This is a genomic window from Photobacterium satsumensis, from assembly GCF_050336935.1.
Lineage (GTDB): Bacteria > Pseudomonadota > Gammaproteobacteria > Enterobacterales > Vibrionaceae > Photobacterium > Photobacterium satsumensis.
In genome coordinates this window covers 981,823-994,860 of sequence record NZ_JAKJSK010000006.1, presented here as the reverse complement: position 1 = coordinate 994,860, position 13,038 = coordinate 981,823, and the positions used below count along the sequence as shown (strand labels likewise).

At 45.8% G+C, this 13,038-nt stretch carries 12 protein-coding genes; 6 read left to right on the top strand and 6 right to left on the bottom strand.

From position 1 onward, the window contains the following. The 4 genes from L4D79_RS04725 to L4D79_RS04710 all read left to right on the top strand — a co-directional run bounded on the left by L4D79_RS04725 (position 1) and on the right by L4D79_RS04710 (position 5,227). Positions 1-1,188, top strand: coding sequence for a BamA/TamA family outer membrane protein (locus tag L4D79_RS04725; protein ID WP_428648047.1), 1,188 nt, complete (start codon positions 1-3; stop codon positions 1,186-1,188). Between the two features lie 5 nt (positions 1,189-1,193). Further along, a complete protein-coding gene (locus tag L4D79_RS04720; protein ID WP_428648045.1) occupies positions 1,194-2,453 on the top strand; it encodes a DUF4056 domain-containing protein in 1,260 nt (419 codons plus the stop codon). Beyond that, positions 2,446-3,399, top strand: coding sequence for a patatin-like phospholipase family protein (locus L4D79_RS04715; RefSeq protein WP_428648042.1), 954 nt, complete (start codon positions 2,446-2,448; stop codon positions 3,397-3,399). Before L4D79_RS04720 ends, L4D79_RS04715 begins: the two co-directional genes overlap by 8 nt. Positions 3,400-3,643: 244 nt before the next feature. Next, positions 3,644-5,227 carry a methyl-accepting chemotaxis protein gene (locus tag L4D79_RS04710; protein WP_428648039.1) on the top strand — a complete coding sequence of 528 codons (1,584 nt, stop codon included), beginning with the start codon at positions 3,644-3,646 and terminating at the stop codon, positions 5,225-5,227. A 65-nt stretch (positions 5,228-5,292) separates the two neighbouring features. Here L4D79_RS04710 and L4D79_RS04705 read toward each other — a convergent pair whose 3' ends face one another. Together L4D79_RS04705 and L4D79_RS04700 are read right to left on the bottom strand one after the other, a co-directional pair. Next, positions 5,293-5,952 carry an START domain-containing protein gene (locus tag L4D79_RS04705; RefSeq protein WP_428648036.1) on the bottom strand — a complete coding sequence of 220 codons (660 nt, stop codon included), beginning with the start codon at positions 5,950-5,952 and terminating at the stop codon, positions 5,293-5,295. Next, positions 5,952-7,112 carry a glycosyltransferase gene (locus L4D79_RS04700; RefSeq protein ID WP_428648034.1) on the bottom strand — a complete coding sequence of 387 codons (1,161 nt, stop codon included), beginning with the start codon at positions 7,110-7,112 and terminating at the stop codon, positions 5,952-5,954. The genes L4D79_RS04705 and L4D79_RS04700 overlap by 1 nt, the downstream gene beginning before the upstream one ends. Before the next feature lie 328 nt (positions 7,113-7,440). On the opposite strand from L4D79_RS04700, the gene L4D79_RS04695 reads away from it, so the two are divergent. Further along, positions 7,441-8,340: a hypothetical protein gene (locus tag L4D79_RS04695; protein ID WP_428648032.1), complete on the top strand. Its 900-nt coding sequence runs from the start codon at positions 7,441-7,443 to the stop codon at positions 8,338-8,340. Between the two features lie 98 nt (positions 8,341-8,438). Here L4D79_RS04695 and L4D79_RS04690 read toward each other — a convergent pair whose 3' ends face one another. Continuing rightward, entirely contained in the window at positions 8,439-10,088 is a 1,650-nt protein-coding gene (locus L4D79_RS04690; RefSeq protein WP_428648029.1) for a P-loop domain-containing protein, read from the bottom strand. Between the two features lie 201 nt (positions 10,089-10,289). Here L4D79_RS04690 and L4D79_RS04685 point away from each other — a divergent pair, with 201 nt between their 5' ends. Then, positions 10,290-10,529 (top strand): hypothetical protein, encoded by a 240-nt coding sequence (locus tag L4D79_RS04685; protein WP_428648026.1) that lies wholly within the window; start codon positions 10,290-10,292, stop codon positions 10,527-10,529. A gap of 81 nt (positions 10,530-10,610) precedes the next feature. Here the strand turns inward: L4D79_RS04685 and L4D79_RS04680 are convergent, their stop codons facing one another. From L4D79_RS04680 to L4D79_RS04670, 3 genes are read right to left on the bottom strand one after another with little or no spacing between them, the layout of a single operon-like run. Then, positions 10,611-11,948: an ATP-binding protein gene (locus tag L4D79_RS04680; RefSeq protein WP_428648023.1), complete on the bottom strand. Its 1,338-nt coding sequence runs from the start codon at positions 11,946-11,948 to the stop codon at positions 10,611-10,613. Then, complete coding sequence (locus tag L4D79_RS04675; protein ID WP_428648020.1) at positions 11,938-12,597, bottom strand: response regulator transcription factor; 660 nt, start codon at positions 12,595-12,597, stop codon at positions 11,938-11,940. Before L4D79_RS04675 ends, L4D79_RS04680 begins: the two co-directional genes overlap by 11 nt. Beyond that, complete coding sequence (locus L4D79_RS04670; RefSeq protein ID WP_428648018.1) at positions 12,594-12,941, bottom strand: PepSY domain-containing protein; 348 nt, start codon at positions 12,939-12,941, stop codon at positions 12,594-12,596. The genes L4D79_RS04675 and L4D79_RS04670 overlap by 4 nt, the downstream gene beginning before the upstream one ends. Positions 12,942-13,038: the final 97 nt, after the last annotated feature.

Below are 13,038 nucleotides of genomic sequence, written 5' to 3'. Positions count from 1 at the left end.
ATGAAAAAAATACTTCTTCTTGTGTGCTTGGTATTGTCTGGCACCAGCTTTGCTGAGCAGACTGAGCAAGGCTCTGCTGTGCAGGATCCAGAATTGACTGCTTATCAACGTTACCAGCAATGGCTCGATGGAATGCTGCTTGAATTAGGTGCAGATGGCGATTTTAACCCTGAAAAGGGGATCGACTGGAGCGTCATGCCGGGGCCATTTTATACCCCGGAGAAAAAGTTCGGTATCGGCGTGTCTGCAGTAGGTTTGTACATGCCAGATATGAACGATACGGTATCGCAACCAAGCTCTATCACTATCAATGGCTTTGGTTCAATAAACGGTGCCTATGGGGTTGCGATACGCAATGCTAACTACTTAAAGAACGATAAGTATCGTTTGTTTTTCGATGCCGAATTAATGGACTCGCCGGATATTTTTCATGGTGTGGGGGTTGATGCCGGTATGAATAATGAACGTGTAGACTATGACCGCCGTACCTATTCAGGCTCAGTAACAGGTATGGTACGCGTACTGCCCTATACCTATCTTGGTATGGGGTTCGAACTTTCCCGTAACGAAGCATCGAGCGTCGAGCAAGAGAATACGGATACACCGTGGATCGGTGAAGATATTGCTAACTTTCCCGATACTCAGCGTAATGCCGGCGCAATGGTTAGCCTAACTTACGATTCCCGTGATTTTGCACTTAATGCCTCAAAAGGGCGGTTAATTCAACTTGAGTACCAACGTTTTGATACAGCACTCGGTTCAGATAATGACTTCGAGCGAGTTAGGCTAAATTACAGCGATTATCATTCATTGTCGGTGATTCCTGGCGTCCTTGCGTGGCAAGCGCGGGTGGAATCTAACTTCGGTGATGTGAAATGGGATCAAATGGCATTGCTTGGTGGTGCCGAGGCACTGCGTGGCTATGAGCAAGGTCACTACCGTGATAGAAACATGTTGATTTCACAAGTGGAGTACCGTCAGCCGTTATCAGGCCGCCATGGCATGGTGTATTGGGTAGGTGGCGGTACGTTGGCGGAAGAGTTTGATCAGCTGGGTGATGATAAGTGGCTTTACTCCGTTGGGGCAGGCTACCGCTTTGAAATTAAGCAGCGCGTCAACCTACGTTTGGATATGGGCTTTGGCAACGATCAAAGCGGCTTTTACTTTGCAATTAATGAAGCGTTTTAACTGATATGAGCCGTACTTTATTACGCCCGTTATTTGTGGTGGCGCTGCTGGCCTTGATGGCTGGGTGTTCGTCAAATACATGGCAAACCCACGTTGTACCAAGTAATACAGAAGTGGCAGGTATGCTAGCAGGAACACAATCGACAAGTCACCGTTGGCAGTTGGATGAAGCCAGTTACCCGCAATTTACCGTGCCTCAGAATGTGCGTCCATGCTGTGCTTTCGGCGATATGCAGAAAATCAAGCTTGGTCCTGTCCCAGTGCCGTTTTTCCGTTTGAATAACGTTGTTGAGCTTGGTGATATTGGTCCGCATAAGTTCGCTAGCGGGATTTATTATTATACGCAATCCTCTTCGTCGGTACTGGATCATGGTGGCAGTGAAAATAACGGCATCTTGTATACGCAAAAAGGCGGCTTTATCGATCTTGCACATGCGCGCGATACTGCAGATGACACCATTGGCTTGTTCTTTGAAATCTTGGCTAATTTAGGTAAAGCCCATCGCATTGAATTGCCTGCCGAGCTTGGTCCTCGCTACATTGAAATGAAAGCATTCGATGTGTCATCGTTGACTGATGAGCAGAGGTGGTCGGTTGCCGCACATTTGGCGGCGCGCTTGGCGTATTTCAAAGCCGAGTCTCATGAAATAGCTCAGTGGCATGGCTATACTAGTTTTTCTGGTTGGCCAGAAACTATTTCAGCCTTCTCACTCGAAGATCTCTACTCCAACATGCTGGGGGCGAAGATTGTCCTTAACTTGATCCAGCAGCGTAAGGTGTTGAGTGAAGTGGAATACAATCAGAATGTAAGCTTATGGTTGAATGCAAGCTTACAAGAGCTGGGTATTGTGGATAGAGCGCAAGCAAAAGAGGTACTTTCTGCTGTTGATGGAAAATGGTGGAGCTCACAAGAGTCTATACCAAGCAAGTACATGGTATTGAAGCGCCATTATGCTCTGGGAGATCAGCAAACACCGCACTTATTGACACCTGATTTATTGGATGCTCAGTTTGAGCACTTACAGCCATTGACACGCTCAACTGCAACAGTCATTTCACTTCCTGCTTATGCAGAATCGTTGGAGTTGGATCATATTGCCAAGTTGGTATTGGAAATCACACCTCGCTATGCAGCGACGTTTAGCCATATACCAGCGCAGATTTGGTCTGATCGTATTGATCACACCGTGTTTCCAATTATTGCTCATTATGCCGAGCAGCAAGACAGTAAAGAGCTTGAAGCACAAGGAGTTGGCATTGAATAACACTGTATTGCAAAGAAAGGTTCGCCAATTCATTACCCCATTGTTGCTGGTAGGTTTATATGGGTGTTCAACCGTTAATGAATACAATGACCTTACTGCGGTAGATATTGCTATCGTGTCCACGGCAGAGGCGGCACAAGTTGAGCCAGTAAATCCCCCAAAAGCTGATAAGCCTAAGTTAGCTATTGCTTTCGGAGGTGGTGCATCTAGGGGCATGATGCACCTTGGGGTGATGCGAGCGCTAGAAGAAGCTGGGATTAAGGCTGATATCGTCACTGGTACCTCAGTGGGCTCAATTGCTGCTGCGTTATATAGCAGCCATGAATACCTTGATGTTGAGCGGAAGATGTTTGAATTTTCCGAGCATGAGATAGTCGATATCAACCTGTCTCGTAAAGGGTTGATAAAAGGCAAAGCCTTGGCCAAGTGGGTGAATAAGCACACCGGATATGAAGATATCAGTGATTTACCTATCACAACAGGTATTGTTGCCACTAACCTGACTCAGCAGAAGGCTGTAATGTTTACTGCAGGGGATATTGGCGAAGCTGTACAAACGTCATCAAGTGTACCCGGTGTGTTTGTGCCTATTTATCACAATGAAGATATCCTTGTAGATGGGGGCGTGTTGTCTCTGGTTCCAGTGTATGCTGCTCGCCAACTAGGGGCTGATATTGTAATAGGGGTCGACGTATTCTGTAGTTTGCCACCTCCGCTCAAATATACCGCTGTTGATACCATGGCGAATACGTTCTGGATGCAGAGTTGTATTGCGACTAAAGAAGAAATAGAGAGTGCGGATATTGTGCTAGCCCCGGTGTCACCTGATCCAAGCCTTGTGAATTTTGGCGGTTCATTGGAACGTACCGCCGCGATGAATGTTGGTTACAAAGCCATGAAGCAAGCCTTACCAGAACTCAGAGCTATGTTGGGCATGCCGAATTAAATCGAGGCGAATAGCAATATATATCGTAACTACAAACGACGAGGCATCTGCCTCGTTGTTTTTTGATAGGTAGCGTAGTGTTGAAATGATTTGCTCACGCTTTGGCTCGTTACTGTCTGATAGTTATTTAATATAAATCAACTTGATAACTTGGAATAAATGTCACAATAACCGGCAATAAGAAGCGGTGGGTTGCTTTCCTTTGCCTCTTTTTCAACCGGAATAAAAATAATAAGTGACAATAATGACAGCGGATAAATCACATTTTGAGAATACGTCGAGCCAAGGAAAGGAAGTCGAGTATTCAGCCTCGTTGAACCTCATTTCAACCACGGATCCCAGTAGCACTATTACCTATGCCAATAATACCTTTTGCGATATTGCTGGTTACTCTAGTGAAGAGCTAATTGATAACCCCCATAATATCGTTCGGCATCCAGACATGCCTAAAGCGGCTTTCGCGCAACTTTGGCAATATGTCAAAGCAGGTAAAAGTTGGATGGGGCTGGTAAAAAATAAGTGCAAAGATGGTAACTACTATTGGGTTTCTGCATTTGTTACCCCCATCTTGAATGGGGACGGGCAGGTCGTCGAGTATCAATCAGTTCGCAGTAAGCCTAACAGGGAAGAAATAAAACGGGCAGAAGCTAAATATAAATCCCTTCGTGAAGGTAAGCTTAGCGGTAACCGTTTTCGATTGAATTTGGGGGCGGTATTGAGTGGTATCTTTGCACTTGCCAGCCTGTTAGCAATATATGAAGCGATAGTCTCGTCCTCCGGGATCGTTATGGCCGTCAGTGCTATGTTAGTTCTCGGGCTGTTTGTGAACATCTATGCACAGAAGCGGCTAGCTGTTGTAACGGGTCTTGCTCACGAGGCTTACGATAATGCGCTTATGGAGCCGATCTATACCGGTAAATTCGATGATTATTCGGGCATTGAACTGGCACTAAGAATGCGTCAGGCTGAAGTACGTGCCATTGTCGCTCGGGCCAGTGAAACTTCTGCTGATATCCTTCTGTCGGCAGAAGACGAATTTGCTAATACCCAGCAAATTAAAACACATTTACAGCAACAGACCCTTTCGACTGAACAAGTCGGGGTAGCAATTGACCAAATGGCGTCAACCGTTAAAGAAGTTGCTGAGAATGCAGCCAATGCCTCTGAAATGACGGTAAAGGCACAGCAAGTGGCAAACAGTGGACAGGTTAGAGTTGAGGAAACGATCACTTCGGTCAATGCATTGCACAAAGAGCTCGATGATTCTAAACGGGTGATCAACGCCTTGTCAGAGAGTAGCCGCCAGATTGAAGGCATCTTGGATGTCATTGGCACCATTGCCGATCAAACTAACTTGCTGGCACTGAATGCAGCCATTGAAGCTGCTCGTGCTGGTGAGGCGGGAAGGGGCTTTGCTGTTGTTGCTGATGAAGTGCGTTCATTGGCGCAGAAAACACAATCTTCTACTGGTGAAATTCACCAGATGATCACTCAGCTGCAAGATATTGCGGGCCAGGCAGTGGCTGCGGTAGATCGTGGTGGTGAGCAGTCTGAGCATTGCCGACAACAGGCGCTGACAATGGGTGAGCAGTTAAAGGAAATCAATAAGGTTCTGGATGTCGTGACTGATAGTAGCCACCAAATTGCAGCAGCGGTAGAGCAACAAGCGGGCGTTAGTGTCGACATCGCAGAGCATATTCAAAAGATCAATCAATTAGCAAGTGAGACAGAAAAAACCAGCGATACTTCGGTTGAGAGCACTCGCATGCTAGTGGAGCGATTGGAAGGTCTGGAGCGGTTGATGAAACAGTTTCAGCAAGAGCAATGATCAGTAAATAGCTATGTCATTAGCCCCCCAAAAATGGGGGGCTTTTTTGTGACGATAAAGAGTTATTAAAAATCAACAATATGCGGATGGTACTGATTGTGGTATTTCTCTCGTTTGACCATTTGCTTTAAGCCAAGTAAGGAGTTGTACGGCTGGGAGACAGACACTAGGTTGATTAACCACGCAGGTAGATTACCGCCGGGATCGGTCAGAACCTGATAATGTACATGTGTCACCGAGTCGCTGATTGGGCTAAATACCCACTGACTTGTTAAGCTTTTCACTCTGACAACACCGTCTTTAAGCGGCAAATAGTCGGGGATGCCTTCTTGCTCGATAGTCACAACTAAAGTATCTGGGTCTTGAGTGGTTTTATTCAATACCACAGCATCCCGATCGGCAACGGGCCAAGGTGCTTTGCTATAGGTTACAGTGATTGTTTCTGAATCACTGATCACTTTCTCAGTGTGCATTTCATCGACATTTTCAACCCACTCTACGCCCGCATGGGTATCGTTAAAGACAGCAATGATTGTACTGATTTTGGCGTCTAGTGTTGTTTGTGCCATAAACTCTTTAAAGTCGCTGCCTTTGATAGAGCGGTTGTATACCTGTATATCGTTGCGATCACGAACGTTCTTCCATGGGGCTTCTTGGGCAATGGCCTGAGCCGAGAAAGCGTGAACAGAAATAACAGTAAGCAGAGAAAATAGAACCTGTTTCATTATTCCACCACACGCCCTTTCCAAGAGATGGATTTTTGTTTAGCTAAGCGATAGGAGTTAATCACCAGTAACCCCTGTAAAGTGATACCAAATGGTACAAATAGCGCGTAGACCACGGGAACATAGAGCTGGGCAACAAGTACAGCGTAAGTAATAACGAGCACCAACTGCATAAGTAGGTTTATTCCTAGAATGAATAGACCGATTTGAGAAGGGTCCGTGCTGTAAGATAGCCATGACAACAGCAATAAAACCGGTGTAGACCAAGCGATAAAGAGTGACTTACTTGCCGCAGAAATAACGCTGGTTAGGCTATTTGTTGCTACAATACGGCTCATGTTTTTCGAGAAACCGTGCCAGATTTCATTCGCACTGGTGTACATGCGCGTGCTCATCAAGTCATCAGCAAACGCCCAGAAAATTTTAAAGCCCCGCTGTTTCATCGCTTTGGCAAACGCGAGATCTTCTGAGATCTCTGAGGCCACCACGGTATGTCCTTCAACTGCTTGGTAGGCAGTGGTTTTAAACAACATTGCTTGACCGTTGGCTATCGCTTCTTCCTTTTCTGGGTTGTTCGACTCATGGAACTTCATGTATGAGGCGATTGATAGGAAAAGACCTGGCAGGAGGTTTTTTTCGGAAGCGGAAACCATAAGCTGGCGTGGATTAAACGAAAGTAAGTCGATTTCTTTCTCGACGGTGAAACCCATAATGCTTTTCAGCATGCCTTTTTCAGATTGCGTATCGGCATCAACAAAGAAGATATAGTCGCCATTGGCTTGTAGTGCGCCTGCCATACAAGCATTGCTCTTACCAATCCACCCTTTCGGTAGTGGGCGACCGCTGATGCAGCGTGTGTTGAATTCGCTGCCTGCCATTAACTGCTCAGCGATTGCACGGGTCGCATCTTCCGAAAAGTCGTCGACAACTATCACTTCAAGCTTGTTGGCAGGGTAATCTTGTTTAAGAATGGTTCCAAGCGAGTTCTTGATATTGTGTTCTTCGTTGCGGGCAGGAATGACAACGGTGACACTCGGCCAGTCTTCAAGTGAATACTGACCTTGTTTTATATGCACCCGGTGTTTAGCTAAAATGCCAAGCTTGACTAAAAAAATAACAACCCCAAATAACGATAGGGTAGTTAACGCAAGTAAAACCATAAACGAACCTGTTTGAATAACATTATTGACGACCGACGACTAGACTATAGATTAATGCTGAACTTCAATTGACTGGTGTTTAATTAATTGAAAATAAATTGCCGGATAACTATGCATTATCCATAATAGTCATGTTGATAGTTTCAACATAAAGAGCATATTTCACTGAAAATACGAATATTATTGTTCACAGATATTTCGTACATGTGTAATTCTACATGCAATTGAAATGTGTTCAATTAAGGGCCTGTTAAGTCTTGAAGTGTCATCATGTATGAGTGAAGAAGTAACCAGGGACGGTGTTGTAATTGATAACTGAGATATAATTTTGAAAACACAAGCTTTACTGCTATTGAGTCTTTTTGTTGCACCGCTGACTTATGGTCAGGATTCCTTTTTCCCTATATGGGGTGATGAAGCAGAAAAGCGAGGATATACACTCCCCAAACCTTATGGGCTTTCTTTGTCTTATATGGATATGAGTAACCCTATAACGGTCAATAGTATTAATTTAACTGGTCATCCAGTATTAGATGCGTTGGATGTCGATGCCAACCATGCAGACTTTAAGGGATCTAATATCACGTTACGTGGCGATGTGTGGATTTTTCCATTCATGAACGTATACGGCATTCTTGGCTATACCCAAGGTACGAGTAAGGCGAAAATTAACTCAGTAAGCTGTGATCATGCATCGGTCTCGGGTGCAGGAAATAAGGCATTATGCCGGTTGCTTGACGCGGCGGGTGGGGACTTACCTGATAACGCCATGTTTGAACTGGATATGGACGGTGGAACCTATGGTATTGGTACGACGATAGCTGGTGGCGTGGGAAGTTGGTTTGCCTTGGTTGATATGAATTACACCTATACAAGCATTTCAGCGATTGATGGCAACATTAAAACCTTTGTTGCAGCACCTCGTGTCGGCCATCGTTGGGAGTACGATGGCGGTCGTGAGCTGCGAGTATTTGTTGGTGCCATGTACCAAGATGTACAGCAATATTTGTCTGGCGACCTAAAAAGCCTCGGGTTACCCCCGGCATTAGATAGCATTATCGATCAACTTGCCCCTGACGGTAAATTTGAAGTGAGCCAAAGCTCCGATGAGAAGTGGAATGGTGTTGCTGGTTTCAATTATGCCTTTAACCGTGATTGGGAGGTCTTAATGGAAGCAGGTTTTGGTCCAAGAGAAACATTATTCTTTTCGGTAAGCCGCCGGTTTTAAATAATGGTCATGGTCATGGTCATGGTCATGGTCATGGTCAATAGGCATAAAAAACGATGAGGCCTGCCTCATCGTTTTTTATTCAGAGTCGTTTGCGACTACTGGAATTCAGATTTGCGCATACGGTTTAGTACAGCCATTACCTCGATAACACGAGGTTTTGCTATATCGCCGTAGTTTGGCATGGTACGGAACCATTCGTCACTGGCAAGCATCTGGGCAAAAGCTTTACTTGGTGATTTTTCCCAGCCTTTACCTTGGGCAATTTGGAACCACAGCCAGCCAATAGCATGCAATTGGCTTGAATCTGCAACCTGCTCTAGCGCTTGAAGGTCGATCAGCTCACGGCCAAAACGCATAGACGCTTTATCTTTGATCTGAATACGGAATTTACCGTCTTCTAGCTGCGCTTTTAGGCCGGCACGGTTTAGCTTACGTGTACGAGGACGAGTGATTTCAGTAGTGCCTTCAAGTTGGCGGCGAGTTGGGTGGGATTTAACCACTTCTTTCGCTTTTTCTGTCACATCAATCGCCTGGTAGTTGTGCATTTGGATGACAGTATCGGCAACATCCAGATAGTCACCAGAGCCGCCCATAACAAGTAATACAGATACACCCAACTGGTCACGTAGCAGTGAAATACGGTCAACCAGCGGCGTGATTGGCTCATCGTTTTTAGCAATCAATGCCTGCATACGCTCATCGCGGATCATGAAGTTTGATGCAGACGTATCTTCATCAATCAGCAGGGCATTGGAACCTGATTCAATGGATTCTTGTAGCCATGATGCTTGTGATGTGGAGCCGGATGCGTTCTGGGTCGAGAACATGCTGGTATCTTTACCCATCGGCAGGTTGCTGATGTATGGCGTCAGATCGACATTATGTACACAACGGCCATCTTCGGCGCGGATTTTAGACGCCGACTCGTCAGTAACGATATATTCACGGCCATCACCCGGAATGTGATCGTAAACAGAGTTTTCGATCGCATTCAACAGGGTAGACTTACCGTGGAAACCACCACCTACAATCATGGTAATGCCTTTAGGGACACCCATGCCGCGAATTTTACCGCGATGTGGCGCTTCAAGCTCTACTGCAAGGTTTTCGGGGCTGACAAATGGGATTGCATCGGCCATTGGTAAATCGCTGTTACCCGCCAAACGAGGAAGCACGCTGTCATCGGCAACAAACGCCATTAGGCCTTTATCAGCCAGTTGCTTACGAAGGGCGATCTGATCTTCAACGGTTTCACAATGACGCTTGAGCTCATCCATCGGTAGCTCACGCGCTATAGTGGCACGGCGAATAATTTTCGGCATCGTGAACGTCAGTAGGTTCGCTGTCTTCTTGGCAATGATTGTGCGCCCGTCTGAAGGCAGGTTGACGCGGAAACGCAGCTCAAGTGCATCGTCATCAAATACAACAGCGGTACGGTCAAGAACAGCTTGTCCCGGACGGTCGATTTGAATCTCATTAATCTGCTGCGCCAACTCGGCAAATTGACGAGCAATGAAATCACGTGCTGCACGTTGGTAATCAGGGGACTGTTCTTTTAGCCACTCAAGATCCGTCAGCGACCATTTGCGGCGAGCACGTACACGAGAGGCTGGTGCAAATGGGTCTGATTGAGTGATATCAATGAAGAAATCGAAGTCAACGAAATGGTACTCACCGCGTAAGCTGGAATAGCTGCGGTAATTATGACGGTCAATTTTATGTAGTTTTGCTTCGAGTAATTGCATTTCGCCTCGATACCTTCGTTAGAAATTCCGGTGGCGGATTCTACACCAAACGCCTTGAATAAGCATACAAACTTTACTGTTAACGGCATTTTTTCTTAAATTAGCTTCCCGATGAAAGCTGACACTCTACCTTGGTCTAATTGAGCTATTGATGTGAATGGCATTAAATCAGAGTGTAGATGATGAAAAGGGGAGTACACCATGCTGCAGTTATCAATGACAGTTGCTGAATATCTACTGATTTTGGCAGGGTTAGCCATGGTCGTAAACGGGATTATTATATACGGACGCCGGACAAGTGACTGGACCGGTGTGTTGAAGATGTTTTACAACCGTATAGGTATGTCTGTCGAAGAGTTCAAATGGTACCGACTGGGCGTTGCATCTTTGATACTTGGCGTGATTATCAGGATTGTGAACCTTACCTTCTGGCCTGCCTAAGGAAGATGGAACTGGCGAGCGTATGCCCGCCAGATAAGAGCTAACTACCACACAATGGGCGAGATAGAACTATAGGTAAAGTCACTTTCTAGGTTTCGGTAGAGTGACTGATGCCCTCAATCCACCCAGTGGACTACGACTAAGCAACAATTCCCCGCGATAGCTATGGGCCAGCTCACTGACAATGTTCAACCCGAGCCCTGTGCCCGGTGTGGTTTCGTCAAGCCTAATACCACGCTTTACAGCACTTTGGTAAGCACTATCGTCAATACCGGGTCCATCATCTTCTATCACTAGCAAAATATTTTCAGCTGTTTGCTCCGGTTGGTGGACTCGTACTAAGCCTTTTGCCCATTTGTAGCTGTTCTCTATTAAATTCCCTAAAATTTCGTCGAGATCCCGTTTTTCGATGGCAACCAATAAATCACTGTCTAACTCGTTTACCAATACCACACCGCGATCGGCATAGACTTTGTCCATCGCCATGGAAATTGCATCGACTCGGGTTGAGGGTGCCGTTTTAGCCGATAAGATATTGCTAGCGCCAGCCATTCGCGCTCGCCCTAAGTGGTAGTCGATATGCTGCTGAAGTTGTTGGAGCGAGGGCTGTAGTCGTGACTTCTCTTGTTCATTGAGATGGGCAACTTCATTGTTGAGCACGGCTATCGGCGTCTTTAGTGCATGTGACAGGTTACCGGAATGATTACGCGCTCGCTCGAGCAATTCTTGGTAATGGAACAGAAGTGCATTGAGATCGTCGACAACAGGACGGATTTCGGCAGGATATATCCCGCTAAGTTCCGCTGTTTGTCCATCGCGGACATCTTTTAAGTTTTGCTGCAAACGGCGAAGAGGCCAAAGTGACCAGCTAACTTGCAGCCAGATTAAACAGAGAATACCGCCCGCCATAATCAGTAATATCAACCACAGACCGCTGGTAAGCTGTGTCAGCGTTTTCAGTAATCGCTCTTGGTTGATGGCAACCGTCAGGGTGACGGGATCATCGAGCTCGGGCAATAGGACATTTCTGTTGAGTACCAGAAGTGATTGTTCATCAGGACCGATAAATCCTGACTCCTCATCGCCGGAAATACGTGTGTCCCATAAAGAACGAGAGCGCAGTTCTTTGTTGTCAACGCTAACACTCCAATATAACCCGCTATATGGCTGCTGGAATCGTGGATTGGATAATGTATTAGGCGATATTAAATTGCCTTTATCGTCTATCTCAATCTGAGCCGTTAATTCGTCAAGGTAGATATAAAGCTGATGCTTTTCCTGATCGACTAGATAGGTTTTGATGAGCGATGGCATTAGGTAACCCGCAGCAAGGGTAATACCCAATAGCCAAACAGCCGCGGCAATAAGCAAGCGGCTGCGAAGGCTTGGTAGAGGCGTTTGTGGTGCTCTAATCGGCATTGATACGATATCCAAGTCCTCTGACCGTTTTTATTACGTCCCCACCGATTTTACGGCGAATACGACCAATGAACACTTCAATGGTATTAGAGTCTCGGTCAAAGTCTTGCTTGTATATATGTTCCACGAGCTCAGTGCGAGATATGACTTTATCTGCATTGTGCATCATGTAGGAAAGGACTTTAAACTCCAGAGCAGTAAGGTCGATACTTTCACTATTGTGCATCACTTTAGAGGTACGGGTATCGAGGCTTAGTCCACCAATCTGAATAATCGGTGAGGCATTGCCAGTCGAACGACGTACTTGTGCTCGCAAACGAGCAACAAGCTCAATCATCTGGAAGGGCTTGGTTAGGTAATCATCAGCGCCAGCATTAAGGCCATCGACACGCTGCGTGAGTTCGTTACGAGCACTAAGGATAATAACTGGGCAAGTGACGTTTTCATCACGGATGCCTCTAAGAACGGTAAGGCCATCCAATTTTGGTAAGCCCAGATCGAGGACTATTCCGTCCCAAGGCTCTGAGGTAGCGCGGTATAAGGCATCAATGCCATCAGAAGAAAGTTCTGCTACCCAGCCGCTTTGCTCTAAACCTTCAACAATTTGTTCGCCCAAGGCCAGTTCATCTTCAACGACAAGTATTTTCATTGGTCTACCTTGATAATGTTTTCAAGACCCCTGCCTTTTATTTCAAGAATTGTGAGGGTTCGAGCGTCATACTCCACTCTCACAATATTATTGTTGGGGTCGATAAGCTTTAATTCATATATCCAAATGTCGTCATCCTCTTCCAACTCGACTCGAATAATACGGCCATGGAGCTGTTCGTTTACTTTAGATTGTAAAGATGAGAATGGCTGTACCAGCCCTTGCTGAACAGCTCGCATGACGTCGTCATGATCTTCATCAATCTCCAATTCAACGTTTGCTAGCGCAGAAGAGGTGAAAAAGAGAAGCGACAAAATGGTTATGTATTTGCTTTTTCTATTCATACCTTAAATTGTAACTGATTGTACGTGAACCGAAAATGAATATATCCCAGTTATAGCTAATTGATTTTATGACTTTTTCCTGATGCCAGCTGAATGA